This is a genomic window from Myxococcus sp. CA040A, from assembly GCF_013336725.1.
In the GTDB taxonomy this organism is placed as follows: domain Bacteria; phylum Myxococcota; class Myxococcia; order Myxococcales; family Myxococcaceae; genus Myxococcus; species Myxococcus llanfairpwllgwyngyllgogerychwyrndrobwllllantysiliogogogochensis.
In genome coordinates this window covers 898,298-924,805 of record NZ_JABUMR010000001.1, presented here as the reverse complement: position 1 = coordinate 924,805, position 26,508 = coordinate 898,298, and the positions used below count along the sequence as shown (strand labels likewise).

22 protein-coding genes are annotated in these 26,508 nt (G+C 70.3%); 12 read left to right on the top strand and 10 right to left on the bottom strand.

The window, feature by feature from the left end; all coding sequences use genetic code 11:
• Positions 1-34: 34 nt before the first annotated feature.
• Positions 35-790: an outer membrane beta-barrel protein gene (locus tag HUA75_RS03875; RefSeq protein WP_174485558.1), complete on the bottom strand. Its 756-nt coding sequence runs from the start codon at positions 788-790 to the stop codon at positions 35-37.
• A gap of 129 nt (positions 791-919) precedes the next feature.
• Between HUA75_RS03875 and HUA75_RS03870 the strand changes: the two genes are divergently transcribed.
• Entirely contained in the window at positions 920-1,810 is an 891-nt protein-coding gene (locus tag HUA75_RS03870; protein WP_246137871.1) for a LysR family transcriptional regulator, read from the top strand.
• A gap of 17 nt (positions 1,811-1,827) precedes the next feature.
• On the opposite strand, the gene HUA75_RS03865 is transcribed toward HUA75_RS03870, so the two are convergent.
• Entirely contained in the window at positions 1,828-3,054 is a 1,227-nt protein-coding gene (locus tag HUA75_RS03865) for a right-handed parallel beta-helix repeat-containing protein (protein ID WP_254627357.1), read from the bottom strand.
• A gap of 106 nt (positions 3,055-3,160) precedes the next feature.
• Between HUA75_RS03865 and HUA75_RS03860 the strand changes: the two genes are divergently transcribed.
• From HUA75_RS03860 to HUA75_RS03845, 4 genes are all read left to right on the top strand, one after another.
• Complete coding sequence (locus HUA75_RS03860; RefSeq protein WP_174485556.1) at positions 3,161-3,529, top strand: Spx/MgsR family RNA polymerase-binding regulatory protein; 369 nt, start codon at positions 3,161-3,163, stop codon at positions 3,527-3,529.
• 73 nt (positions 3,530-3,602) lie between these two features.
• Positions 3,603-4,484: a general secretion pathway protein GspE gene (locus HUA75_RS03855; protein ID WP_141649195.1), complete on the top strand. Its 882-nt coding sequence runs from the start codon at positions 3,603-3,605 to the stop codon at positions 4,482-4,484.
• 200 nt (positions 4,485-4,684) lie between these two features.
• The gene (locus tag HUA75_RS03850; RefSeq protein WP_174485555.1) at positions 4,685-5,614 is read left to right on the top strand and encodes a Circumsporozoite protein; all 930 of its coding nucleotides are present in this window, start codon (positions 4,685-4,687) and stop codon (positions 5,612-5,614) included.
• 63 nt (positions 5,615-5,677) lie between these two features.
• Positions 5,678-6,850: a tetratricopeptide repeat protein gene (locus HUA75_RS03845; protein ID WP_141645058.1), complete on the top strand. Its 1,173-nt coding sequence runs from the start codon at positions 5,678-5,680 to the stop codon at positions 6,848-6,850.
• A gap of 458 nt (positions 6,851-7,308) precedes the next feature.
• Here HUA75_RS03845 and HUA75_RS03840 read toward each other — a convergent pair whose 3' ends face one another.
• The 4 genes from HUA75_RS03840 to HUA75_RS03825 form a co-directional block, all read right to left on the bottom strand.
• Positions 7,309-8,127: a DUF459 domain-containing protein gene (locus HUA75_RS03840; protein WP_174485554.1), complete on the bottom strand. Its 819-nt coding sequence runs from the start codon at positions 8,125-8,127 to the stop codon at positions 7,309-7,311.
• Between the two features lie 85 nt (positions 8,128-8,212).
• A complete protein-coding gene (locus tag HUA75_RS03835; RefSeq protein ID WP_141645060.1) occupies positions 8,213-8,968 on the bottom strand; it encodes an alpha/beta fold hydrolase in 756 nt (251 codons plus the stop codon).
• Between the two features lies 1 nt (position 8,969).
• A complete protein-coding gene (locus HUA75_RS03830) occupies positions 8,970-9,791 on the bottom strand; it encodes an amino acid ABC transporter ATP-binding protein (protein ID WP_141645061.1) in 822 nt (273 codons plus the stop codon).
• Entirely contained in the window at positions 9,788-11,269 is a 1,482-nt protein-coding gene (locus HUA75_RS03825; RefSeq protein WP_246137394.1) for an ABC transporter substrate-binding protein/permease, read from the bottom strand. Before HUA75_RS03825 ends, HUA75_RS03830 begins: the two co-directional genes overlap by 4 nt.
• Before the next feature lie 108 nt (positions 11,270-11,377).
• On the opposite strand from HUA75_RS03825, the gene HUA75_RS03820 reads away from it, so the two are divergent.
• The 3 genes from HUA75_RS03820 to HUA75_RS03810 are packed head-to-tail and all read left to right on the top strand — an operon-like array spanning position 11,378 to position 14,691.
• Complete coding sequence (locus tag HUA75_RS03820; protein ID WP_141645062.1) at positions 11,378-12,070, top strand: response regulator; 693 nt, start codon at positions 11,378-11,380, stop codon at positions 12,068-12,070.
• Positions 12,067-13,425, top strand: coding sequence for a sensor histidine kinase (locus HUA75_RS03815; protein WP_174485553.1), 1,359 nt, complete (start codon positions 12,067-12,069; stop codon positions 13,423-13,425). Before HUA75_RS03820 ends, HUA75_RS03815 begins: the two co-directional genes overlap by 4 nt.
• A 30-nt stretch (positions 13,426-13,455) precedes the next feature.
• Positions 13,456-14,691 (top strand): cytochrome P450, encoded by a 1,236-nt coding sequence (locus HUA75_RS03810; RefSeq protein WP_174485552.1) that lies wholly within the window; start codon positions 13,456-13,458, stop codon positions 14,689-14,691.
• A gap of 28 nt (positions 14,692-14,719) precedes the next feature.
• Here HUA75_RS03810 and HUA75_RS03805 read toward each other — a convergent pair whose 3' ends face one another.
• A complete protein-coding gene (locus tag HUA75_RS03805; protein WP_174485551.1) occupies positions 14,720-15,373 on the bottom strand; it encodes a DsbA family protein in 654 nt (217 codons plus the stop codon).
• Here HUA75_RS03805 and HUA75_RS03800 point away from each other — a divergent pair.
• The 4 genes from HUA75_RS03800 to HUA75_RS03785 all read left to right on the top strand — a co-directional run bounded on the left by HUA75_RS03800 (position 15,348) and on the right by HUA75_RS03785 (position 20,933).
• The gene (locus HUA75_RS03800) at positions 15,348-16,709 is read left to right on the top strand and encodes an alanyl-tRNA editing protein (protein WP_254627356.1); all 1,362 of its coding nucleotides are present in this window, start codon (positions 15,348-15,350) and stop codon (positions 16,707-16,709) included. The genes HUA75_RS03805 and HUA75_RS03800 overlap by 26 nt on opposite strands.
• 106 nt (positions 16,710-16,815) lie before the next feature.
• Positions 16,816-17,409, top strand: coding sequence for an RNA polymerase sigma factor (locus HUA75_RS03795; RefSeq protein WP_371745478.1), 594 nt, complete (start codon positions 16,816-16,818; stop codon positions 17,407-17,409).
• Positions 17,406-20,345, top strand: a complete 2,940-nt coding sequence (locus tag HUA75_RS03790; protein WP_174485549.1) for a CHAT domain-containing protein — start codon at positions 17,406-17,408, stop codon at positions 20,343-20,345. Before HUA75_RS03795 ends, HUA75_RS03790 begins: the two co-directional genes overlap by 4 nt.
• 33 nt (positions 20,346-20,378) lie before the next feature.
• The gene (locus HUA75_RS03785) at positions 20,379-20,933 is read left to right on the top strand and encodes a hypothetical protein (protein ID WP_141645068.1); all 555 of its coding nucleotides are present in this window, start codon (positions 20,379-20,381) and stop codon (positions 20,931-20,933) included.
• Positions 20,934-20,999: 66 nt separating this feature from the next.
• Here HUA75_RS03785 and HUA75_RS03780 read toward each other — a convergent pair whose 3' ends face one another.
• The 3 genes from HUA75_RS03780 to HUA75_RS03770 form a co-directional block, all read right to left on the bottom strand.
• A complete protein-coding gene (locus tag HUA75_RS03780) occupies positions 21,000-24,596 on the bottom strand; it encodes an AAA family ATPase (RefSeq protein WP_174485548.1) in 3,597 nt (1,198 codons plus the stop codon).
• Between the two features lie 101 nt (positions 24,597-24,697).
• Positions 24,698-25,585, bottom strand: coding sequence for a type VI immunity family protein (locus tag HUA75_RS03775; protein ID WP_371746067.1), 888 nt, complete (start codon positions 25,583-25,585; stop codon positions 24,698-24,700).
• A 118-nt stretch (positions 25,586-25,703) separates the two neighbouring features.
• Positions 25,704-26,213, bottom strand: coding sequence for a hypothetical protein (locus tag HUA75_RS03770; protein ID WP_371746051.1), 510 nt, complete (start codon positions 26,211-26,213; stop codon positions 25,704-25,706).
• Positions 26,214-26,508 lie beyond the last annotated feature (295 nt).

Sequence of the window (26,508 nt, the reverse complement as noted above, 5' to 3'; positions counted from 1 at the left end):
CCGAAGCAGACCCCCGGTTCAACAGCTCAACGGTTCAGATGTTCCAGCTGCCCCGGATGCCCAGCATGATGAGACCGTACGGACCGTCCTCGGCGGGGCCCAGCGGCGTCGTCGTGGTGGGCAGCGGCGCGGGCAGCGCCAGCGTGGTGTCACCCGAGCGCGTCGTGTAACGCGCGTAGGTGCCAGTGAGGTAGGGGCCGAAGGACAGCGAGTGCCCCAGGCGCCACTTGCCGCCGACGGTGACGTTCACGAACTCGGGACCACGCGTCTGGCTCTTCAGCTTCAGGTTCGCCGTGACGGGCGCCCCAGGTCCCACCTGAACCTGCGTGGGGCCGGAGTTCTCGTTGTTCAGAATCACCATGCCGAAGCCAACGCCGACGAAGGGGTCGAACGAGGCCGTGGGCGAGAAGTGATACTGCACCTGAGGACCGAAGCGCAGCTGCGAGGCCGCGCACTCCCAACCCTCGAAGCAGGAGTACGGATTCTCCTTGGTGATGATGTACGAGTAGCTGCCGTACGCGCCGACGAACCAGTTCGGCGTCACGCGGTAGCCCAGCTCCACCAGGAAGGGCACGGCGCCGTTCGCGGCGTCGCTCAACTTCACATCACCCACGGTGCGGTCCAACCGTGCACCGTTCTTGTAGACGTAACCCGCTCCCGCCTGAAACCCGAGGCCGACCGTGACTTCCAGTCCCGTCGGCGCGCTGTACGTCGCGACTTCCTGAGCGCTCGCGCCCGCGGAACCCAATGCGACCGCCGCTGCCAGGGCCCAACTCAGCCTTCCCGTCATAAACCCCTCCGTCGAGTGGAGCGTTGACTCTAGAACAGCACCCATCACACAAGTAAGCCGCACTGCGTCACAGTTGCAGTTGTGACGGTGGGTCAGCGCTGACTGTCAGGGGCGTGCACAATGCGGGCGATGAACGTCACCTTGGAGCAGGCCCGTGCGCTGGACGCCCTCGCCCGACACGGCACGTTCGCCGCCGCGGCGCAGGCGCTGGGAAAGGGGCACACGGCGGTGCTCTACACCCTGCGCACGCTGGAGGGACAGACGGAGCTGGAGCTGCTCGACAGGCGCGGATATCGGACGCGGCTGACGCCCGCTGGAGAGCGCGTGCTGGAGCACTGTCGCAAGCTGCTCGCGGCGGAGCGGGAGCTGGAGGCGACGTGCGCGGAGATTCGCGCGGGCTGGGAGCCCACGCTGCGCATCGTCTTCGACGGCGTCTTCCCGGCCGAGCCCCTGTTGCGCGTGGTGAAGGCGCTGCGGGCCGAGGGCGCCGGCACGCGCTTCCATGTGTCGTCGGAGTTCCTGGCCGGGGTGGAAGCGGCCTTCGTGCGGGACGAGGCGGACCTCATGGTGTCCGTGCTTCCGCCCTCGCTACCAGGCCTGCGCAGCTATGCGCTGCCAGAGCTGAAGGCGCTGCTGGTGGCCCACCGCTCCCATCCGCTGGCACGGCGCAGGCGCGGGACGCTCCAGGAAGAGGAGCTGTCGGAGCACCTGCTGCTCACCGTGCGCGGCTCCGACCCCCGGCTCCAGCTCAGCACCGTCTCCCTGGAGATGCGCTCCACGGTGCACCTCAACGACTTCGCGGCGAAGAAGGCGGCGATTCTGGAAGGCCTGGGCTACGGGTGGCTGCCCGAGCACCTGGCCTCGCGCGAGCTGCGCCGGGGCGAGCTCAAGCTCCTGAAGCCCTCGAGCGGCTCCACCCACGCCTTCCTGCCCAAGCTCCACCACCGCGCGGGCGTGAGGCTGGGCCGCGCCGCCCGCCGCGTGGTGAAGACACTCACCGGGACGGAGCCTCCCCAGTGACGTGAGGGGACACGCGGCTATTGCGCCGCCGTGGTGCAGTCCCCCGACACGTTCGGCGCCGGACGCCCGTTGGCGGTATTGCCGGTGAAGACGTTGTCGGCGGCCACCACCAGCTCCACCGCGCCGCTGCCCCGGTTGCACACCACCACGCCGCCCGCGCCCGAGCGGTTCTCCAGGAAGCGATTGCCGCGCAGCGTGAGGGCGCGCGTGCCCATGTCCTCCAGGTAGATGGCCGCGGCCGGGCCCTGCGTCACGAAGTTGCCTTCGAAGAGGTTGTCCTCGACCAGGTCATTGTTCGGCTGGAAGTAGTGCAGCACGCCGCCGCCGCCCAGGTCATAGGTGTTCTGGGAGTTGGGCCACGCGAGGATGGGGCGCGGCTCGAGCGAGCTGGTGACGGCGCCCCGGAACGCCTCCAGGCCGTTGTCGCGGAAGGTGTTGCCTCGCACCACGGAGTCGCGCCCGTGTGTCACGCACATCGCTCCGCCGCCCGCCATGGACGACGTGCCTGCTTGCGCGAAGCGGTCGATGTCCGACGTGCGGTTGCCCTCGAACAGCGTGTCCTCCACGCGCGAGCCCACGGTGAACATCAAGTCCAGCGCGCCACACTTGGCCGACGCCATGTTGTCGCGGAACACCGAGTGCCGAATCATCACCGGCCCCGGGTAGTAGGCCCACAGCGCGCCGCGCGTCTTGTCGCGGTTGCCGTTGTAGTCATTCTTGCGGACCTTCTCGAAGACCATGTGCTCGAAGACGGGGTCTCCGTCACCCACGGAGTTCTCACCGAAGAAGTTCATCCCCCACCAGCCGTAGCGGTTGGTGGAGGTGAGCAGCACGGGCTTGTCCGCCGTGCCACGCACCTGGATGCCGCCGTACACGCGCACCTCCACGCGCCCGTCATGGTGGTTCATCACGCTGTCGGCCGCGCCCGCCTCCACGTCGGCCTCCGTCACCTCGGGGCGCCCCTTGAAGTCGAGGATGACGCCGGGCTGCACCGTGAGGACCTGCCCCTTGGGGATGGTGACGACACCCTGCGCGTCGCCGAGCACGCGGTACGGAGAGCCCGCCTCCGTCAGCGTCCCCGACAGCGTGCCGGTGACAATCGTCCCACCGTCCTCGGGCACCTCGATGATGGGCCCTCCGTCCCCTCCTCCCGACGTGCCGCCATCCGGCTCGGGGACGACTCCGGGCTTCTCCGGCGTCGACAAGCAGGCGGTGGCGAGCACCCCCAGGGTCAGCACCATCATGAGGAAGCGCTTCGTACACTCGGAGGCGGACGTGTCCATACCCGGCGCGCTAGCACGGCGTCATGGCCACTCGCAAACCGCGCCCGGGCTGCTAGAAGCGCGCGCCATGTCGAACGAGGTCCTCGTCCTCTCCTACTCGGGCTGCTCCACCTGCAAGAAGGCGCTGAAGTGGCTGGAAGCCCAGGGCGTGTCCCACCGCGTGCGTCCCATCGTCGACAGTCCGCCCACTGTCGCGGAGCTGGCGCAGTGGATACCCCGTAGCGGTGTGTCCGTCCGGAAGTGGCTCAACACCAGCGGGCTGAGCTACCGCGCGCTCGGCAAGGCCAAGGTCGACGCGGCGAGTGACGCGGAGCTGCACGCGTGGCTCGCCGCCGACGGGAAGCTCGTCAAGCGGCCCGTGCTCGTCACGCCCACCGCCGTCCTCGTGGGCTTCCAGCTGGAGAGCTGGGCGCGCGTGTTCCCCTCGCGAGGCTGAAGGCCGGGCGGGCGGGCAAGCGCACCCGCGCTCGAGCCTCGCGAAGCGCGCTGCCGCGTGAAGATTGCTGTGTATGGAATCCAGTACCAGGCGTCCGCTCGGGGAAATCCTCCTGGAGATGGGAGTGCTCAACCGCGCCCAGCTCCGGGTTGGACTGGTCCACCACCATGAGACACACGTCCCATTGGGACGCGCGCTGGTGCGTGAGGGCGTGTGCTCGGAAGCGGATGTGCTGCGCGGCCTCGCGGCCCAGCTCGGCGTGGAGGCCGTGGACCTGGACCTGACGCCTCCCGAGCGCGGAATGGCGGACCTCCTCCCCGCTCGCATCGCGCGGCAGCACCGCGCCGTGCCCCTGCGCGTGGAGCTGGTGCCGCTGGAGCAGGGCGAGCGCGAGGTCCTCCACATCGCCCTGCCCGCGCCCGTCTCGTTGGAAGCTGTCGACGCCGTGCGCGCCATCACCGGCAAGCCGCGCGTCGAGGCGCACGTGGCCTCCGACACCGCCATCACCCGCGCCCTGTCGGAGCTGTACGGCATCGAGGAGCCCGCGGAGCCCGCCGCCACCCCCGCGCCTGCCCCGGGGGGCCCTCTGTTGCTCTATGGCTGGCCCCCCGTCACCGCCGTCCTCATCTCCCGCCAGTTGGCGCGCCACGGACACCAGGCCCGCGTCGCCACGCCCCTGGACGTCCTGCACACGGGCCCCGGCGACGTGGTGCTCGCGCCCATCCAGGCCATGGAGGGACTGCTGGCCGGTGAGGTCCACATCGAAGGCGCCCTCATCGTCCACGGCAGCTCCGACGACGAGGGCTTCGAGCGGGCCCGCAAGCTCGGCGCCCGCGGCTTCCTCGCCAACCCCCGCGACGAGCAGCTCCTTCTGCGCGCCGTGCGGCGGCTGCGCCCCGGTGGCCCCTCGCCCCTGTCCGGCGGCGAGCCGGGCTCCTCCCACCACTCTCATTGAAGAGAGCCGGGCATGGGTATTCCGCGCCCCAGGCCCGGCAGCAGACTTCACCTTCCGTGCGAGTCGACTCCACGTCCGGGCGGAGCCTCGGACGGATTCTCAAAAAATGAAGGATGCGAGGAAACTCGTAGCGGGGGTTTCAGAGAATGAAGGCACATGGCGCCACTTCGGGCGTCGCGGAAATCCAGACGGAGCCCTTCATGTCCCCCCCGCGCATTGCCTACCGCCCGCCTCCGCCCCCTCCGCGTCGTGAGCCGCCCCCGCCCGTGCGCGAGGAGCAGGCGCCCCGGAACGGCACCCAGCAGCGCAACTCGCGCGTGGACACGCAGACGCAGGGCAACGTGGAGCAGCCGCGCGGCAACGTGGTCAGCGGCCAGTCCAGCTTCGAGGCGGGTGGCGCGCGGACCGAGGTGACCGGCAAGGGTCCTGGTGGCATCGACACCCGCGCGTACGCGCAGGGGCCGACCTTTACGGCGGATGCCAAGGTGGACGCGGACGTGGGCCTGTCCGGCATCGATGTGAATCTCGCGGTGGACATCGACGCCACGCTGGTGGAAGCGGGCGCCGGGGCCTCCAAGACGGTGGACTTCGAGATCGCCGGTGAGAAGTACTCGGTGGAGCTGGACCTGGAGGCCATGGGCAAGATTGGCGCCGAGGGCCACATCAACCTGGACCTGCACGTGGGCACGGACGGCAACCTGTCCATCAACGCCTCCGCGTCGGGCTTCGCGGGTGCCCAGGCGAGCCTCACCGGCTCCATCGAGTTGAAGCACGAGGGCGACACCCTGGCCTCCGGCAGCATCACCGCCAGCGCCAGCGCGGGTGTCAGCGGCGACGCGCACGCCAACGTCGGGCTGAACAACGGCAACCTGGAGTTCGACGTGGGCGTCGAGGCCACCGCGGGCCTGGGCCTGGGTGTGGACATCGAGGGCTCGGTCAACGCGGGCAACGTGCTGAAGGCCGTGGGTGAGACGGCGGCCGCCGCGGGTGGCGAGGTCCTGGAGAACGTGGCCGAGGGTGCCATCAACGCGGGTGGCGCGGTGGTCGACGCGGCCGGCGACGTCTTCTCCGGCGCGGTGGACAAGGGCAAGGACATCATCGAGGGCGTTGGCGACTTCCTCGGCCTGTAATGCGAATCCGGAGCATTCCGGCGATGCCTGGCCCCCCGGGGCTGGGCTAGAGTCGGCGAACCCATGGCCGTCTCCAAGCTGGCTACCTCCGCGGCGCGACTGATGAAGCAGGGCCTCCTCAAAGAGGCGGCCCGTGAGTTCCAGCTCGCACTCGACCAGGACCCCCAGGACGCGAGCGCGCTGCTCGGCCTCGCGCGTCTGCGCCTCGCGCAGCACGACGAGGACGCGGCGCGCGGCCTCCTGGACCAACTGGTCTCACTCCACCCCACGCATCCCGAAGCGCTGAGCCACCTGGCGCGGATGAACGCCGAGAAGGGGGATGCGAGCGCGCTGGAACTGCTCGCGGCCCTCGCCGCGCAGCCCACGGCGGGCTTCTTCGAGGTGCTCAACCACGGCCGGGGGCTGCTCGCGCACCAGAAGTACGCGCAGGCCGTCAGCCCGCTGGAGCATGCGCTGGCGATGCAGCCGGGCAATGCCCAGACGCTCACGTACCTGGGCAAGGCGCACCAGGGGACGGGCAACCTGGACGCGGCGCTCAAGGCGTACCAGGAGGCGGCCGAGGCGACTCGCACCGAGCACCTGCCCTTCCTGTTGGCCTCGCGTGTCCAGGTGCTCCAGGGCCAGATTGGTCCGGCGCTGGTGACGCTGCGGCAGGCCATCCTGCGCAAGCCCACGGAGCCGTCGCTGTTCCGCGAGTTCGCGTCGCTGTGCCTCTTCGCGGGGGCGCCCGACGCGGCGATGCGCGCGGCCATCGAGCTGCGGCTGAAGCTGCCGGAGAGCGCGGACGCCATCTACCTGCATGGCCTGTCCGCCTTCGTGGCGGGCAAGAACGAGGATGCCGACCGCATCCTGCGCGAGGCGCTGGAGAAGGCCCCGGGCAATGCCCAGGTGCGCGTGGCGCTCGCCAAGGTCCGGCGCAGGCTGGGCGACGACGCGGAGGCGAAGAAGCTGCTGGAGGAGACGCTGACGTTCGCTCCTGGCGACGTGGGCGCGGCCAACGACCTCTCCGTGCTGCACCTGTCCAAGCCCGGAGGCGCCAACGCCGCCCGGAAGGTGCTCTCCGAGGCGCTGAAGGCGAACCCGGACGACCCGGGCCTGCACCTCAACCTGGCGCTCGCGCTGGCGGACAGCGACGCGGCGACGGCGCTCACCCACGCCCGGCGCGCCCAGGCCAGCGAGGACAAGAACATCCGCGAGCAGGCGGATCGGCTCGTCACCGCGCTCGCGCCGCACTGAAGCAGCACGCCCTGGGCGCCGCGAGTACTCGCGGCGCCTGGGCTCACACCTCCGCGAGCGGTGGACCGGCGCAGCACCGCGCTCGGTCCTCGCGGCAACACCCTTCCATGGAGGTGGACCAGCGCGGCACCGCGCTCGGTCCTCGCGGGTGAGCAACAACGCCGCAACATCCTTGCAGGAAGGTGGACCAGCGCGGCACCGCGCTCGGTCCTCGCGGGTGAGCAACAACACCGCAACATCCTTGCAGGAAGATGGACCAGCGCGGCACCGCGCTCGGTCCTCGCGGGTGAGCAACAACACCGCAACATCCTTGCAGGAAGGTGGACCAGCGCGGCACCGCGCTCGGTCCTCGCGGGTGAGCAACAACGCCGCAACATCATTGCAGGAAGGTGGACCAGCGCGGCACCGCGCTCGGTCCTCACGCGAGCGGCAACAGGCGGCCGTTAGCGCGTCGCCACCTAGCCCCGAAGCAGCCCCAGCGCGCCGAGCACCTCGGGGTACACCTTGCTGGCGAAGTACCGTCCGCCCGCGATGGTGAAGTGCACGCCGTCGCTCATGCGCAGCTTCATCGGCTTGCGGAAGCCCTCGACGCGCGCCTGGAGCAGCGCCTTGCCGTGCGCATCGGTGAAGTACCCGCGCGTGTCGACATAGCGCGCATCCGCGCGGGAGCTGATGACCTCGCGCTGGAGTCCCCGGATGAGGCTCAGCTTCTGCTCGAAGCGCTTCAGCCCCGTCGCGGGCAGCTCCAGCCAGACAATCTTCCGCCCCGGCGCGGCGATGACGCTCGCGAACGAGTCGATGCGCCGACGGTACGCGTCCTCCCACCCGGGCTTGCCCCAGTGGACCGGCTTGCCACCGCTGCGCTCCAGCAGCGACTGCCCATCATTGCCACCGAGGATGACCACCACCACGTCGGGCTGGTGGCGCTTCACTTCCTCCTCGCCCACCTCCATCCAGTCGAAGAAGTCCGGACGCGCCAGCCCCGTGGACGACCGGGCGCGGCGCGACGCGCGAATCTCCGGATGCGCCTCCAGCCGGGCCAGCAGGTAGTCCCCGAAGCCGGTGGCGATGAGGCTGTCGCCCAACAGCAGCACGGAGCGCGGCCGCTCGGCGACGGGAGGCACCGGAGCCGCCGCGTCGGGAGCCGACGGCAACACGGGGGCCGCGCGCACGGCGTCGGACACGGAGCCGGCATCCTGCGCGGATGGAGCGGCCCACGCGAACCCGGTGGAGAATGCGACGAAGACGACGAAACCACGCGTGAAACGGTTCTGCATTCGGGGACACACGGTAGCGGCAGGCCGCCGTCCCGTACATCCCCCTTTCACTCCGTCCACCCCTGGACAGGAGCCCCTCCCCGCGTCAGGCCGCCGACACACTCCGCGCGAACGACAGTCCGGCCAGCCACGGCCCGAGCAGCTCCGCGCACGCCTCCGGGTGGGTGAAGTACGGCACGTGTCCCGCCCCGCGCAGCAGATGCCGGGGCGTCCCGGGAGGCAGCGACTCCCCCAGCTTCGTCAGCGTGGAGGGAGGCACCAGCATGTCCCGGTCGCCCTGGATGCAGACACAGGAGACGTCCAGCCGACGCAGCTCGGGCGGAGGCGCTTCGCCGTGAATGGCGAGCGCGCGGTGCCACGTGCTGCGGCGCTCCAGCGCGGTGGTGGGCACCACCTCCGGGACTCGGGCGAAGGGAACGGGCCGCCACGCCGCCAGCCCCGCGGCGACCACACCGGGCCGACCCCACAGGGCGATGGGCCCCATCATCCCGATGAGCAGGCCGCGAGGGCCCAGGTGCGCCGTGCGCGTGAAAGACCCCAGGAACGCCACGCCCCGCACCACGCCGGCCGCCGCGAGGTGCGCGGCCACCATGCCTCCGAACGAGCTGGCCACCACCGCGTCCATCGGCCCCGCGGCCCGCAGGACCTGCCGCGCCAGGGCTCCCGCACCCAGGGCCGCATGCTCACCCTCCGGGTACTCGACGAGCACGGGACGGGCAACCGAGGACAACACTCCGGCGAGCGCACGGAAGCCCGAGCCACGGGCTCCCAATCCAGGCAGCAGGAGCACCCTCGGCCCCTCGCCCCGCCCTACCTCCGTGAGCTGTACCTCCGCGCGCATGTCACTCCCTCGCCGTGGCCGCGGGGAACACCGCGGAGACGCCGGTTCTGCCCGGCTCGGGCTCCACGGCCGGCTCCTGACGCACGGCACGCTCCAGGCCGAGGAAGGCCCGGGTGCGCTCATGTCGGGGCCGCTCCAACACCTGCGCCGGAGGACCTTCCTCCAGGATGCGCCCGCCATGCAGCACCAGCATCCGAGAGGCCAGCTCCCGGGCGAAGCGCATCTCGTGTGTCACCGCCACCAGGGTGAGTCCGTCCTCGCGGAGTCGTGACAGCAGCTCCACCAGCTCGCCCACCCGCTCGGGGTCCAACGCGCTGGTGGGCTCGTCCAGCAACAGGGCCTCCGGCTCCATCGCCAGTGCCCGGGCAATGGCCACCCGCTGCTGCTCGCCACCGGACAGCTCCGACGGATAGGCCCCCTCGCGGTGCGACAGGCCCACCTTCTCCAGCAGCGCGCGCCCCAGCTCGGTGGCCGCCTTCGCGTCCAGGCCCCTCACGTACCGGGGCGCCTCGATGACGTTACCCAGCGCGGTGCGGTGCGCGAACAGGTGCCACTGCTGGAAGACGAAGCCCACGCGGCGCCGGATGTTGGACACCTGGGCACCCCGTGCACGTTGAACTCCAGGTGCCAGCACGTCGTCACCCACCCGGATGGAGCCCGCGTCGAACGGCTCCAGTCCATTCAGGCATCGCAAGAGCGTGCTCTTGCCACTGCCCGAGGGGCCCACCAACGCCACCACCTCACCGGGGGCGAAGCAGGCGCTGATTCCGTCCAGTACCGTGCGCCCGTCATAGCGCTTGCACAGGTCCTTCACTTCAATCATCCGCGTTCCAACCTCGCTTCCAACCGCCTCGCCAGCAGCGACAGAGGGTAGCTCATCGCCAGGTAGAGCGCCGCGCACAGCGCACCGGGCAACAACCAGCTGCGAACATCCACCGCGGTAATCGTCATCCGCTTGGTGAGTTCGACAACGGAGATGACGGACACCAGGGAGCTGTCCTTGAGCAGCGCGATGAAGTCGTTGGTGGCGCTCGGCAGCGCGACGCGGAACGCCTGGGGGAAGATGACCCGGCGCAGCGCCAGCGGCGTGGACATGCCCAGCGCAAGCGCCGCCTCCAACTGCCCGCGAGGCACCGCCAGCACCCCCGCCCGGTACACCTCCGCCTCGTAGGCCGCGTAGTTCAGCCCCAGCCCCAGCACCGCGGCGCTGAGCGCATCCAGTCGCAACACGCCCGCGAGGCCGTAGTAGAGGACATAGAGTTGCAACAACACCGGCGTGCCGCGAAACAGCTCCACGTACAGCGACGCCAGCCGCCCCAGCCAGCGTGGGCCATACAGCCGCGCCAGCGCCAGCCCCATGCCCAGCGGCACCGCGAGCGCCATCGCCCCCACGGAGACCACCAGCGTCACCAGCGAAGCCTGGAGGAACATCACCCACTGCGCCCAGCCCAGCCTGGGCGCCTGCGTCTGCGCGAGCACCTCGCGAGTCTGCGCATCCGACCACTCCACCATCCGCTGCTGCGCGGCGCTGTCGATGTTCCACCGCGCGAAGATTCGCCGGAGTTCTCCCGAGCGGGCGATGTGCCCCAACGCCACGTCCAGCGCCGCGCGCAGGTCCTCATCCCCCGGCCGCACGGCGATGGCGTAGTAGCCCTCGCCCACGTCTCCCACCACGCGCAGCCCGGCCCGGGGCTGTCCGTAGCGCTGGGCGATGAGGTCATCCATCAGCACCGCGTCCACCCGCCCCTGCTCCAGGTCGATGTACGGCTCCTCCACGCCTTCGTACGGCACCGCCTGGATGCCCTCGCGCTGGAGCAGATCCCACGCCTGGGAGTTGGCCAACGTCCCCACGCGCCGACCTCGCAGGGACGCAAGGCCCGTGACGGTGTCGTCATCCCGCCGGGCCAGCAGTCGCAACTGGAAGATGAAGTACGGACGCGTAAAGAGGATGCGTCCACTGCGCGCGGGCGTGATTTCAATCCCGTTCAGCGCCACGTCGAACGAGCCTCGCTCCAGTGAGGGAATCAGGCTGGACCAGTCGTTCTGGATGAAGCGGGCGCGCACGCCCAGCTCCCTCGCGAGCGCGTCCGCCAGCTCCACCTCGAAGCCACGCATGCGCCCGGGCACCTCCGGGTCCTCCATCGCGTACGGCTCCCCACCCTGCGCGTCCGCGCCCCACCGCAGCTCGCCTGCCCGTCGCACCCGCTCCAGCCCCACCTCCTGCCTCTGGACGCAGGACGTCATCAGCACCGAGAGCACGAACAAGGCACCGGCACCGCGCCGCACTGCACTCACATTCATTCCGGGGACTCCCACTCTGTAGCAGGTGCAGGTGTGACCCAGTATTCAGGTCCTGACACTTTCTCCGGGACCCCGTACTAGAGTGCCGCGCCAGAGGAGCAAGGCGTCATGGAAGCATACAAGGTGCTGGTGGTGGACGACGAGCCGCAGGTGGCACACGCCTTGAGGCGGCTGCTGCGGCGCGAGGGTTTCGACGTCCAGCTCGCGTTCAACGGAGAGGAGGCCCTGGAGCGGCTCAAGGGCTTCAGTCCGGACATCGTCCTGACGGACTTCCGGATGCCGGGGATGACGGGCAGCGAGCTGCTGCAGCGAATCAAGCGCAGCCATCCGCTCGCGCTGCGGCTCATCATCTCGGGCTACGCCGACTTCAAGTCGGTGGTGGCCTCGGTGAACGAAGGCGAAATCTGTCGTTTCATCAGCAAGCCCTGGGACGACGCGGAGCTGGTGACGTACCTGTCAGGCCTTCTGCGCCACCGCGAGACGCTCGCCCAGCTCTACGCTCCGTTCCGCTCAGCGCACCAGGGTGTCAGCGCCGAGGTGAGCCCGACGGACGCGGCGCTCGTGTTGAAGGTGCAGGTGGCGGACCCTTCGTTCCCGGCGGAGCAGGCCGTGTCCATCATCGAGCGCTTCGCGGGCCTGCTGGCGGATGACAGCCTGAAGGTCGTCGGGGGCCTGCTGGAGCGCTTCGGCGGACGGCTGTCCTTCGTCGCGGAGGTGGGCGGCCCCCAGCGCCTGCGGCTGGAATTGCCGATGCGGGCGGAGCCGACGCCCGTCGTCCGACGGGGGCTCGGAGAGGCATGACCCCGACTCCGTCCGCGGAGCCCATCGACAACGAAATCGACGCGGACTGGGTGAACAGCCGGCTCAAGCGGTTCACCCTCCTGGCGTGCCTCCTCATCCATGGCCTGCTCGTCTCCAGCCTCTGGGGACAGTGGGGCACCATCCTCATGGTGACGGCGGGCTTCGCGGCGGTGACGACGGCCAATCAGGTCCTCGCACGCCACTTCTTCTCGCGCCACACCCGCGTCGTGGAGGCCGGGCGCTTCACGATGAACATGCTGGCCACCGTCTTCTACGGCATGGCGAGCGACTGGGCCCTGCCCGTGTGGCTGTACCTGCCGCTCAACGCGCTGTGGGTGGACTACTTCGCGGACTCGGGCGCGCGACTCCGGCTGGGGTTGCTGCTGGTGCTGGTGGCGGGCGCGGCGCTCTGGGACGGGTGCCCGCCGCTGCTCCCCGCCTGCTTCGTGCTGCTGTCCGTGCTCACGTACCTCATCTCCGAGGGCCGGGTCTTCCTCACGCACCATGCCCTGCGGGGACTGGCGCACCAACACGAGAAGCTGGCCCAGGCGCACGCGCAACTGGAGGTGGCCCACCGCCGCGCGCGCGAGCAGGAGCGGCTGTCCAGCCTGGGCATGCTGGCGGCGGGCGTGGCGCACGAAATCAACAACCCCATGAGCTACGTGAAGAGCAACGTGAACGCGCTGCTCATGGACCTGCGCGCCCTGCAGCCACTGCCCCCGGAGCTGCGGGAGTACGTGGACGACGTGCTGCCCGCCACCGCGGATGGCATCCGCCGCGTCGTCGCCATCGTCTCGGATCTGCGGCGCTTCGCGCGCGGGGACCCGGGGGCGCTGGAGGAGTACGACCTCAACGAGGAGATCGCCGTCGCGCTGCGCATCACCCGCACCCAGGTGCAGTCGCGCTGCGAGGTGGAGGTGACGCTGGCGGACCTGCCTCGCTTGTTGGGGCGCCCCGGACAGCTCGCGCAGGTGGTGGTGAACCTGCTCATGAACGCGGCGCAGGCCATGCCCGACGGTGGCCGCATCCAACTGTCCACACGCATGGAGGCGGACGAGGCGGTGCTGTGCGTGCGCGACTCGGGCATCGGCATGACGCCCGAGGTGCAGGCCAGGCTCTTCCAGCCCTTCTTCACCACCAAACCCGCGGGCGAGGGCACGGGCATGGGGCTCGCCGTGGTGCACGGCATCATCACCTCGCACCAGGGCCGCATCCACGTGGAGAGCGCCCCCCGGAATGGCACCTGCTTCACCGTCCGCCTGCCTCGAGTTCCTCCTCTGGGTCTGCGTCTGGCCGACCTCTCCGATGGGCCCCTGACGCCCCCCTCGACGAAGCCCCGTCCAGACGCGGCCTGAAGCGCCCCGCCAGAGAATCGAGTCCGCCGCATGTCTCCGTCCTCGCCGCCCACGTTCGTCAGCCGCTTCGAGCCCCACCACGTGGAGGACCCGTACCCGCTCTATGCCCGGCTGCGCCAGGAGGCGCCCGTCCACTTCAGCGAGGAGATGCACCTGTGGGTGGTCTCCCGGCATGAGGACGTGAAGGCGGTGGTGCTCAACCCGGAGGACTTCCTCTCCGCCAACGCCTTCAAGAACCCCGTGCCGCCCGCGCCCGAGGTGCTCGCAGCGCTCGCGGAGGGCTATCCCCAGGTTCCGGCGCTGGTGGACGACGACCCGCCCAACCACACGCGCATGCGCGTCATCGTCACCAAGGCCCTGGCCCCGCACCGCCTGAGCGCGATGGAGCCCCGGATTCACGCCATCGCCACGGAACTCCTGGACGGCTTTGCTCGCGACGGCCGCGCGGACCTGGTGGAGAAGCTCGGCTATCCGCTCCCCGCGCGCGTCATCGGCGCCATCCTCGGCCTGCCGGATTCGGATTTGGAGCGGCTGAAGCGGTGGACGGAGGACCTGTCGCTCCTGTCCGCGGGCAACGCGCCCGTGGCCCGTCAGGTGGAGTGCGCGCGCGGGCTCGTCTCCATCCAGAAGTACCTGGAGGGCCACATCGCCGAGCGGCGACTCGCACCGAGGGACGACCTCATCGGCGCCCTCATCGAGGCGCGCCACGAGGACACCCCGCCCCTGAGCGACGTGGAACTCATCAGCCTGCTGGCCATGCTGCACTTCGCCGGCCACGAGACGACGGCGAACCTGCTGGGCAACCTGCTCGCGTGGGTGCTGAGGGAGCCGGAGCGGCTGCGCGAGCTGAGTGAGGAACCCGCCCGCATCCCCCGCGCGATTGAAGAGACGCTGCGGCTGGACGCCCCCGTGCAGGCGATGATGCGCACCACGCGGCGCGCGGTGAAGGTGGGCGACGTGGAGGTGCCCCAGGGCGCGCGCGTGCTCGTCCTCTACGCCTCCGCCAACCGCGACGGCGCCGCGTTCCACGCGCCCGAGCGGGGCGACCCCTTGCGCTCGGATCTGGGCAAGCACCTGGGCTTCGGCCTGGGCATCCACTACTGCATCGGCGCGCCCCTGGCCCGCATGGAGGTGCGCGTGGCCATGGAGCAATTGCTGAAGCGGTTGCCCGGCCTGCGACTGGCACCGGGCAACGCCATCACCTACGTGCCCAACTTCCTGCACCGGGGCCCCCGACAATTGCGCGTCGAGTGGGACCCAGCCTGACGACGCGGCGCGAAGTGACGCGCCGGGTTCAGCGCTTCAACGCGGCGTCGATGTGGCCGGCGAAGACGTCCAGCGACTGGGCGCCCATCACTCCGGTGCCATTGATGAAGAAGGTGGGCGTGCCGGCGATGCCCCGGCGCTGCGCCTCCACGAAGTCCGCCTCCACGTAGTTATTCCACGCCTTCGTGTCGAGCGCCTTGCGGAAGCGCTCCAGGTCCAGCCCCAGCGCCTTCGCGTACTTCTCCAGTGAGGCCCGGTCCAACGAGCGCTGGTTCTCGAAGAGCACGTCGTGCATCTCCCAGAACTTCCCCTGCTCGTGCGCCGCCATGGACGCGGCGGCCGCCACCTTCGCGTCCGCATGGGTCGGCAGGGGCATGTGCCGGAAGGCGATGCGAATCTTGTCGCCGTACCGCTCGCGCAGGCCCGCGATGACGGACGCGCCCCGCGCACAGAAGGGGCACTCGAAGTCGGACCACACCTCCACCGTCACCGACGCGCTCCGCGGCCCCAGCGACGGAGCGTCGGCGCGCGGCGTGGCGGCGATGAGGGTGTTGTCGACAGCGCCCGGCTTCGACTTGGGGCACTTGCCGTCACACGACGGGGAAGGCTCGTGGGCGAAGGCGGGAGCGAACGAAGACAACAGGACGGCGGCCGCCATGATGGCGGAGACCCGGGACTTCATGGGAGGACCTCGCTTGAGTGTGGATGGGGACGCCGGGCCTCCTGCTCGGGGACCGGGCGTCGCGGGGCTCGTCGCCCTCGCGAACGAGAGTGACAGCAGCGCCGCGCGAGTTTCAGCGGCGTGTTATTTCCCGCGCACCATGTCCACTGAGCGCCTCTATTTCGACGACCCGTTCCTCCACCACTTCACCGCGCGCGTCGTCGCCCACGGCACGTGGAATGGCGCGACCTCCGTGGTGCTGGACCGCACGGCCTTCTATCCGGAGGCGGGTGGACAGATGGCCGACCACGGCGTGCTCGGAGGTCTGGCCGTGCGCGACGTGCAGGTGGATGACGACGGCACGGTGCACCACCTGCTGGACGTCTCGGGGACAGGCCCGCTGCCCGCGCCCGGCGTGGAGCTGGCGGGTGTGGTGGAGGCGGAGCGACGGCGCGCGCACATGTCGCTGCACACCGGCCAGCACATGCTGTCGCGCGCGCTGCTGGATATCGCGGGCGCGGCCACCGTGTCATCTCGACTGGGCGCCACGTGCACCATCGACACGGACCAGGACACCCTGGACGAGCAGCGTGTCGCCGAGGCCGAGGCGCACGTCAACGCCATCATCGACGCCGACCTCCCCATCCGCGCCTTCTTCCCCACGCCCGAGGAGCTCGCCGCGCTGCCCCTGCGCCGCGCCCCCAAGGTGACGGACAACATCCGCGTCATCCAGGTGGGCGACTTCGACGTGTCCCCCTGCGGAGGCACCCACTGCACTCGCACCGGACAGGTGGGAATGGTGCGGGTGCTGGGCGTGGAGCGCTACAAGGGCAAGGGCCGCGTCCTCTTCTCCGCGGGCCCGCGCGCGCGGCGCGAGCTGTGGGACGAGGCGGGCACGCTGCGCGCCATGGGGCGGGCCTTCACCTGCGGCCCCTCGGAAGTGCCCACCGTGGTGGAGAAGCTGCGCCGCGAGCTGACCGAGGCCCGCGAGGCCCTGGGCGCCGCCCGCGCGCGCCTGGCCGAGCACACCGCCGTGGAGCTCGCCGCCCGGTTGGCCGCCTCCGCCGACAAGCACGTCGTCGCGGTACTGGACGGCGCCGGCCCCGAGCAGCTTCGCGCCGTGGCCACCCGCCTCACCTCCCGACCCGACGCGGTGGTGTTCCTCGCGGGCCGCGCGCCCGACGGCCTCTGCGTGCTCATCTCCCGGGGGGCCACCTCCTCCTTCGGCTGCGGCGCCTTCCTGAAACGGGCCGCCGAGGCCGCCGGGGGACGGGGCGGCGGACGTCCCGAACACGCCGAAGGCCGCCTCCCTCCCGGGACGGACTGGCCCGCAATCGTCACCTCCCTGCGAGGTTGACCCAGGGGGGCATACCCGCACCCACCCGCAACGCGCCGCGTCATGAGTTCCCGACCGAAGGGATTTTCCCCGCCACGTTCAAACGAGCGGAGGGGGCGCTCCACCGGTGGAACGACATGAGAAGATGGGTGTAGGGGTTCGCGCCACGATGGACGACGGGCAGCACCGCCAGTTCGATGCTTTTGCACGCTCGCGACGGCCGGGACTGCTGCGTCTTGCGCGACGACTGTGCTCCGGGGGTGGAATCGACCCGGAGGACCTGGTGCAGGAAACACTCGAGCGCGCCTACCGGAACTTCGACCGGTTGGTGGCGGAGAACCCGGGCGCGGTGAGCGTGTGGCTGAGCACCACGCTGAGCAACCGCTTCCTGGACCACTGCCGGCGCAGACGCACGGAGGTGTTGGGGGCACCGTCGTTGCGCGTGGTGCAGGACCAGGAGGTGACCGGGGAGCCGGTGCCGCTGGAGCAATGGGAGCAGGTCACTCGGGATGACTTCCAGCGCGCCATCGAGCAGCTCCGGCCACCGCAATTGAGGGAGGCGTACCGGCTGCACGTGGCCGGACTTCGATATCGGGCCATCGCGCGGCAGTTGGATGCGCCCGAAGGAACAGTGGGGCGGTGGCTCAGCGAGGCGCGGCAGGCTCTGCGAGGGCTGCTGGCCCCCGGCGCCGCCTCGAGTGAGGGCAGGGCCAGACCATGAATGAGCTGTGCGACACACTGGAGACCTTCATCGACGGCGAGCTGGCGCCGGTGGACGCGGAGAACTTCCGCCACCACCTGACCCGCTGCCACGCGTGTGAGGCGCGGATGAAGGAGCTGCTCGCCCTGGAGCTCATCGCGGACGACGCACTGCACGCCTCCGGTGACACGCTCCCCTTCGTGCGTCCCCCGTCCCTGCTGAAGCGGCGAAGGACCTGGATGATGGTGGTGCCGCTGGCGCTGGCCGCGGGCCTGGCGGCGTGGGTGCTCGTGACGCGGCCGGCTTCGTCGACGGACTCTTCCGAACTGTGGCTGGGGCAGACGCCCGGGCGCACGTTGGAGGCCCGGTTGACCCATCCAGGCGCGGACCGGCACCGCCCCTACGAGGTGATGCGCAGTGGCGGCGACAAGCCCCGCGCGCTGTCACTGCGGGAGCTGGCGAAGCTGGAGGAGGCCGGAGACGAGCGAGGCATCGCCTCCGCGTACCTGCTGCGCGGAGACCCGGCCCAGGCTGGCGCCTTCCTGGACAAGCTCGACGCATCGCCGGACCTGGACTCGGACCGCGCCGCGCTGGCGCTTCAGCGAGGCGCCCCCGAGGAAGCCCTGGCGCTGGCGGACCGCGCGCTGAAGCAGCGGCCCGAACATGTGCAGGCCCTGTGGAACCGGGGACTGGCGCTCAAGGCCCTGGGCCTGTCGCTGCAAGCCGCGGAGGCCTTCGACCGGGTGGCGGCGAAGAAGGAGCCCGGCTGGAGCGATGAGGCCGCGCAACGCGCCACGGAGCTGCGGCGTCAGGAAGAAGAACAGCGCAAGGGCTGGAAGGGCGCCAAGCAGCGCTGCGATGACATGGTGCTCGGAGGTGGTGTGCTTTCGCCGGCGGAGGTGGAGCGCTACCCGGGCCTGTCCCGCCTGTGCTTCTACGATGCCCTGCGCACCGCCACCCTCGCCGAGCGCGTGGAGTCCCTGCGTCCACTCGCCGTCCAGTTGGACCGCGTCGACGGAGGCACGCATCTGGAAGACGCCCTGCGCCGCGCCGCGCGGGTGGACTTCGAGGCGCGCGCGCCCCTGGCGAAGGAATACGTCCGCCTCACGCGAGGCGAGCTGGCACCGGCGGCGAGGGACACGCTGATTGCGAAGCTGCGCGAGGCGCGGCAGGAGGACATCCTGCTGGGCGCGCTGCTCTTCGTGTCGGACCCGCGTCAGCACGAGGAGGAGTACCGCGCGCTCGCGCTGGCCACGAAGGACCCCTGGTTCGCCCTGCTGGCCGAGGAGCGTCAGGCGAAGGCGGACCTCCAGCGAGGACAAGCGCCGCGGGCCCTGACGCGATTGACCGTGGCCCTGCGCACCTGCGACTCCGAGCAGCGCTTCAGCTATCGCTGCCTGGAGCTCCTGCGGAATCTGTCCCTGGTGGAGCGGCAGCTTCACCGCCCCGTGGAGGCGCGGACGCACGGACTCGCGGCGCTCGCGCGCGCGCGCGGTGGCCGGGAGTGGTCCAAGGAGTTCCGACTCATCCAGGAGCTGGGACAGGTGGCCATCTTCCATGGGGACCTGTCGTTGGCCCGCGCGTACATGGAGGAAGCCATCCTGCGCACGCCGGAGCGCTGCGAGGACCATGAGCTGCCCTACGCGAACCTCGCGCTCGCGTACTACCGCACCTTCGACTTCGCGGGCGCCCGGGAGCAGTTGGACCGCGCGGCGAAGTGCGGCCGTCCTCCGTCCCTGGCGCGGGCCTTCGTCATCGCGGACCTGGCGCATACCCACGCCCGAAGCGACATGGACGCGGACCTCCTCACGCGCGGACTGGCGGCGATTCGCACGACGCCCGCGTCGCTGGAGGCCGCGGGGGATGGCCCCATGCTGCGCCACATCGAAGGGCGCTTCTTCGTCGAGCAGGACCGGCGCCGGGGACAGGCCCTGCTGCGTCAGGCCATCACCGAGGCGGCGCCGCTGCTCGCCTCGGATGTGACCGCGCGCAAGGCGCGGGTCTACAGCTACACGTCGCTCATCCTGGACGCGGCCCACCACGGAGAGCTGGAGAAGGCGCTCGCCCTCTTCGCCGAGGAGCGCTCGCTGGCGCTGCCCGAGCGCTGCGCGCTGGGTGTCACGGTGGATGACGAGCGCACGGCCCTGGTGGCCCGGGATGCATCCGGACGGCTCCTCGGTCACTACGACGCGGATCGCCGCCAGCGCCTGGAAGGCGTCGAGGGCCTGGTGCCCGCGAAGCTCGTGGACGCGCTGCGGGACTGTCCCAGCGTGGACGTGCTGGCGCGCCCGCCCGTCCTGGGCAAGCCCGGGTTGCTGCCGCCGGACCTCGCCTGGACGTACCGGGTGGCCCCGCCGCCCCCGGCGTCCTCGCCACATGCCCAGCGCCGGCTCGTCGTGGCTGACGTGAATGCGCCCGCGGAGCTGCGCCTGCCATCGCTGCGCGCCTGGAGTCCTCCGGATGCGGAGGACAGCTCGCTGTCGACCCTGAAGGGGGCTTCGGCCACGCCGACCCAGGTGCTCCGGGCGATGCACGAGGCCACCGAGGTGCAGATTCACGCCCACGGCGTCGTCGACCCGCATGTCGCCGACGGCTCCCTGCTCGTGCTCTCTCCCGAGGAGCAGGGCGGGCGCTATGCGCTGACGGCCGCCGACGTCCAGGGGCAGCGGCTCCTGGGGCGGCCCGTGGTGCTGCTCGCGGCCTGCCATGCCGCGCACAGCACGACCTACTTCCACGAAACGTTTGGTTTGCCCGTGGCGTTCGTGGAGGCCGGCGCGCGAGCGGTGCTCGCCGCCACCCAGGAGATTCCCGACACCGAGGCGTCCGCCTTCTTCGAGCCGGTGCTGGAGCGCATTCGCGCGGGAATCCCCGCAGCCCTCGTCCTGCGTGATGCACGCCAGGACTGGCTTCGCAGTCGGGGGAGTGCCTGGGTCCGCCAGGTGCTCCTCTTCGAATAGTCGTCTCCTTTCGACCCCGAGCTCCAAGTCATCATGAAGAAAAGCCTCCTGTTGGTCCCCCTGCTGCTGAGCGTCGCGGCGTGCCGCCACGTCGAAACGGTTCCTTCGACCCAGCAGATTCAGCGCAGCGCGCCCGAAGGGGCGCTCGTCCGCGTCATCCTGCGGGACAGGACGAATCCCGACCGCGCCACCCTCTTCACCGTCGACGTGAGCCGCAACGAAATCGTCAGCCAGACGAACCACGTGCCCGCCTCGTCCCGAAGCGCGCTGGATGCGCCCGCGTCCGAGGAAGGCGCCCCCACGTCGTCGATGCAGCAGGCCCCTCCCCCCGCGCCGAAGAATGTCGGCACCGTCGAGGTGCTCACCGACTGCAAGCCCAAGGACGAGAAGGAGGGCTGTCTGAACCTGGCGGACCTGACCGACGGTGACCCGGGTGGCGTGTCGGGCGGCGGCGGCGACCCCACCGGCCACCAGAGCCTCAAGGCGAAGGTGCTGCGACTGGCGGGCCTGGCCTTCTGGTCCACCCGGCATGTCGGCATTCCCACCGTGACGTCAGTCCCGCGCGTGGACGGGCCCGCCCAGCGGTAGTCCCGAGCACCACGGCACCCGGAGGCTCCGGCACCGCGAGGAAGCGGCGCCGGGGCCTTCGTCGTTTCAGGGGCGCTTGCCGCCCGCGTCCACGGTGGGCGACAGCCCTGCGAGCGTCTCCACGTAGGACGTGGCCACTCGCAGGAAGCGCGCGCCCCGGACACCGGTGAGGTACTGGCGCTTCATCGCGCGAGTGGCGCCCACGTAGAACATGGCGCGGCGGATGCGTTCGTTCTCCCGGGCGTTGCGCTCCCGGGCGCCAGCCATCCAGTTCTCCACGGTGTCCAGCGCATCCAGGCCCGCGAAGAAGACGATGGGGCACTCGTGGCCCTTGCAGGAAAACACGGTGGTAGCGCGCACGTGGTCCACGCCACTCACCCGGAAGTCCGTCACGTCGCGGCCACCCTTGCCGCCGTAGGCATGCGCGGGTACTCCCGCGCGGTTGAGCGCCTCCGTGTACTGGGACGGCATGACGGGCGCGACGACGAGGATGTCACCGGGATGGACGCCCTCCTCGCGAATGAGGCGGGCCACTTCCTTCGCCACCTGACGGGCCTCGCTGGCGCCGGAGGCAAAGCCGCGCACCTGGGGCAGCACGCCTCCGCGCTCGGTGGACTGCACGCGGTACAGGCCCTCCAGCGTCTCCTCGGGCAGCCACAGGAGTCCCTCGCGGGCCAGCTCTCCCGCCTTCATGTACTCGCGCATGCCGGGGTCGCTGGTGGCGTGCTGGCGCAGCGGGTCCAGCACCACGTTGAAGGCGACGTCGAGGATGTCGCGGGTGGCGCGGAAGGTCTCCTTGAGGACGCGGGTGCGGCCCCGGAAGGACAGCCCCTCCGGGAGCTGCTCCTTGAGGGAGTCGATGGGCACCTGGCCGTAGACGTTCTGCGAGTCATCCATGAACAACTGGAGACAGCGCACCTCTCGTCCGTCCGCCAGCGTGTGCGGGAGCACCAGCGCGTGGAGCATGGCCAGCGCGCGAGCATCCATGTCCTGCGCCTCGTCCACGAAGACGCCGTCGAAGGACGCGGGCTCCACGCGGCGCAGCGCCCCCACGTGCTTCACCATCACCCGGGCTCTCAGCTCTCGCGCGCGCACCCGGCCGGCGCGCTGGATGATTGCCTCCATCAGCAGCTTGTCCACCAGCGGCGCGAGCGCGCGGTTGAAGAAGGACACGAGCACCCGCGTGTCCTCATGCTCCAGCAGGTAGCGCGCCACCCAATGGGCCAGGACAAAGGTCTTGCCGCTGCCGGCCACGCCGCGCACCAGGTGGTGGCCGTCGTCGAAGCGCCGCTCGAAGAGGGACACCTGCTCCTGGGTGAAGAGGGGCCGCGTGGGGCGCGAGCCCTCGATTTCGCCGCCCAGGGTGGCCGGTGCGCTGGGTGGAGGTGGGGGTGGAGGTTGCTGGGGCTGCTGCGGCATGGGCAGCGGCTCCAGGCGGAGCGGCATGCCAGGGAGGACCTTCAGGCGCGGCAGCAGCGACAGGAAGCGCTGGGGGATGGTGGCGCCCCGGGCCTCGTCGCGGGAGGCGAGCACCAGCAGGTAGTCGCGCGCGCGGCTGGCGGCCACGTTGAGCATGGGCACCAGCGTGTGGGGAGGAAAGGGACGGCCTCCGGCCACGGTGTCCACCAGCACGACGTCGTACTGGGTGCCCTGTTGGCGGTGGATGGTGGACGCGCTGAAGGCGTCACCGCGAAACCCGGCGGACGTGCCCAGTCTGCGCAGGAGCGCGGCCTGGGCGCGATAGGGCGTGACACACAGGACGCTGAGGCCCGCGCGCACGGCTTCACGGGCGAGCGACACAGCCAGCTCTGCGGACAGCTCTCGCTGGTAGCCGGAGCCTGTCTCGCCCCGGCCGTGGGTGAGGCGCTTCGGATCTCGGCTGAGGCCGTCGAGCACCACCCAGCCGGCGCGCGTGGCGGCGAACGCGGGCACGGGCGGGGCCTTCTGCGCGCGGGCCTTGACGATGTCGCCGTCCTCCAGCGCGCCGCCGTAGCAGAAGTGGCTCACGACGCGGGCGATGTCCGGGTGCATGCGGTGCTGGGTGCGCAGCAGCAGGACGTCCGCCCGCGCGGCGTCCTTCACCGCGTCCTCCAGATGGGACAGGCCGCTGGCGCGCAGCCACTTCTGGGTGCCGCGTCCGGCGCCCTCGGCGGCGCGAGACACGGGGCCAATCTGCTTGGGGTCTCCAGCGAGCGTCACGCGCTCGGCCAGCGGCGCCATCAGCGCGGTGGCGGCGCGAGTCACCATGCCGGCCTCGTCGACCACGAGTCGCGCGAAGGTGCTCTTGCCTTCCAGCTCCGACACCAGTCGCAGGGCGCGGTGCACGGTGAGGACCATGAGTGGGCAGTCGCCCTTCTCCGCTTCCTTGAGCGTGGGGTCCTTCATCTTCCCGCGCAGGCCGCGCAGCTCCGCCTGGAGTTTGGCGAGTTCGTGCGCGGGGCCGCCTCGGACACGTTGGAGGTACAGCTCGCGCTCGCGCTCCTCGATACTCGCGCGCAGCTTGCCGCCCTTGGTGTCCTCGAGCGTGACGGTGGGTAGCTTCGCCAGTGCGTCACTGGCGCCGGTGCCACCCCGGAAGATGCTGCGCGCCAGGGGGCGCAGGGGGATGGGCTCGCGCTCCAGGAGCGCGCTGACGCGAAGGACCAGTTCGTCCGCGGCGCGATTGGTGGGAGCGACGGCGAGGATGCGCTCCCCGGGGAAGGCGCGCAGGGCGCGGGCGATGAGGTCCGCGATGGCCGTCGTCTTGCCGGTGCCGGGAGGGCCCCAGATGCAGCCCCAGGGCTGGGCCCACAGGCGGTCGGCGGGCATCAACTCCGCGTGCTGGGGGCGAACCTCCGCGGCGGGCTCTTCGCCGCTGGCGCGACGCAGGGCCTGGGTGAGCGCGGGCTGTCGTTCCTCGTAGGCCGAGGCGGCCGTGCAGAGCGCCTCCGCGAAGTCATAGGGCCGGTAGCACCAGCGCTCGGCGGAGAGGGCGCGGCGGTCCACGTCGTCGCCGTGCTCGGGAGCGGCGAAGACTCGGCCGGACTCGAAGTCGAGGTGGACGACGTCGCCGCCGAAGACGCACTCCTCGCCCAGGAAGCCGAGCAGGGAGCCACCGGACCAGTCCGGGTCGGCGGCGGGCACGGGGACCAGGGAGATGACACCCGGGCCCTGGAGGCTGACCTGACGGACGTCTTGCAGCAGCTTCGCGCGGTACTGGCTGCGCTCGGAGAGGAGCGCGTCGCTCAGGTCATCGGGGAGGTAGGCGGGAGGGCGCCAGGCCTCGCGGCGTTTTCCGGTCGCCACGGCGGCCTGCATGGCCTCGCGCTCGGACGTGGTGACGTCGGTGGGCGCGGCCACGTCGCGGGCGGGCGGCTCATCGGGTGTCGAGGACTCGGCGAGAGGCGCGGCGGGCTTCGGGCTCCGGCCTTTCGAGCGGGAAAGGGCCAGCAACGGATTGGGCGACCGGGGGATGTCCTCCGTCGGGTCCAGGACGGAGGCGGGAGTCGAGGATACGTCGTCGGTCGGGTCCGCGTGTGGGAGCTGTCGCGTAGACGCACTGGAACGCGAGGACGGTGGCGGGACGGGAGCATCGTCGTACTCGACGTGAAGCTCTCGGACGGAGTCTCCCTCTTGCGGCGCGGGGCGCCCTTCGGAGACTTCGTTGTGCGTCCGGTGCGTCATGGCGGCGGGCCCGAGCCCTTCGGCCAGGCCGGGTACGGGCGCGCGAAGGTAGGGGACAGGTGGATCCTCGTCAACGCATCCACGCCCCCACATCCCTGGCGTCAGTCGAGGAAGCGCCGCCACCAGCGACGGACGTCCTCCTCGGAGTACGCCGGTTCGGAGTCATACCCGCTCCAGACCGTTGCATGCCTCGGATGGAACTCCTCCAGACAGGGCTCCAGGACCCGCGCCAGCTCACGGTAGGCAGGGAGGTTGTCACCAAGAGACAGGTCTCCGGCTTCGGGCCACGCACCGAGCGTCACCACGGCAGAACCCGAAGTGCCCACGTCTTGAACGGTGGTCCCCGGTGAATGGAGTCGGGCTCGCAAGCTCGCCTGGCCTCCCAGGGACTCGAGCAGCGAGGGGCCCAGGAAGTTCAGCCAGTGGACGCCATCGACCCGGTCGCCCAAGTACCAGTGAGTCAGGACTCCGGGCACATCCACTCCGGGGTAGCGGGCGAGTTCCTCCTTCAGTCGGGGAAGGGCATGCCAGCGGGCCGTATGGAGAGCCAGCGCAAGCCCCGCATGGCCGGAGGAGAGCGGCAATCCAGAGGCCATCTCCATAGCCAGTTCTCGCACGTGCCCGGGGCCATGGGCCTCGACGTACTCGGTGGGAAGCGTGGCCCTCAGGAGACTGGCGCCTGTCCTGGAAGGATCTCGAGAGGGAAGGCGCGCCTGATACCAGAACAGATACCCGTTGTCGTCAGACTGGTCTCCGCCAGTCAGGAGCACAGAGCGGTCTGTCTGTGTCTTGGACATCTGCCGGTAGAACAGATCGGTCTCCGGGACGTCTTCGAAAAACCACCTCGAAGGGCTCGGACGTAGCGAGGCCCGAATGGACTCCCATCCCTTGGAATTGAGACGGAAGGACTCTCCATCATCCCAGCCTTGGGTCAAGCCTTCAGGTCCCTCCCCCACGGCCTGCCGATAGACATTGAGGGCGCGTTCCATACCAGCCGCGATTTCCCAATGGTCATGTGGCATGTAAAACACGATGCGCAGCCCTTCTCGAACCACAAGCCGTTCCCCTTGAGGACTCGAGATGGAATGGCGGATACGGGGGAAGCGGTCACCCGCGGGCATGGCTGACTCCAAGTTGAGGGGTGACGATGGCTGGAAAGCAATGCTCACCCAATGCTTCGTACTCGCGGAGCTGCTCCGTGACCTTGGAGCCTCCAAGAGGATTGCTCTTGCTGGCAGTCGTGCATGGAAACTTGAAGTCGTAGACGCATTGGACCCGATTGGGGTCCTTCGAGAAGTGGAGCACGATGTCTGGCCTGAGCGACTTCGCCCAAACCTGGGTGAGGGCATACTGTCCCGTCTCCGGGTCGAGCCCGTAGCGCGGCTCTATAGAGACGTTGTCGGGGAAGAGCCGCACCAACTCTCGTCTCACGCACGCAAAAGCAACCTCGTGCTTCAGTATTCCCAACTCCATGCGGCGCATGACCTCCTTGCCCTTTCCATCGTATCGGACCACGCGTTCACACTCCGCATCATCGGGCCTCTTCCCAAGCCCGTACTCGCGTTCATTGACCTCTCGGTCCGCCTCCTTCGCACACTGGACCAGGAGTTGTTCCACGCGCACCAACTCAGCGGACTCCAGCACTCGAAACGCGGCACCGACGCTCCGAGCCACCCCCACCGCACGCGGGAGCGAAGGCAGAATGGCCTCACTCCCGCGTTGCGTGTAGCAGGCGGGGTTCTTCCCACAAGAGTTCGAGACTGTATCCAGGCCCTGCTCGTAACGAGCGGGAGTCCCCGGACTCGACGCGCTCGGGCCAGAGCGAGGCACCGCCGTCGTCGCACACGCCACCGGCACCAGAAACCCCAGGACCCACCACTTCACCACCCAGGAGTCCATCCGCTTTGACGGC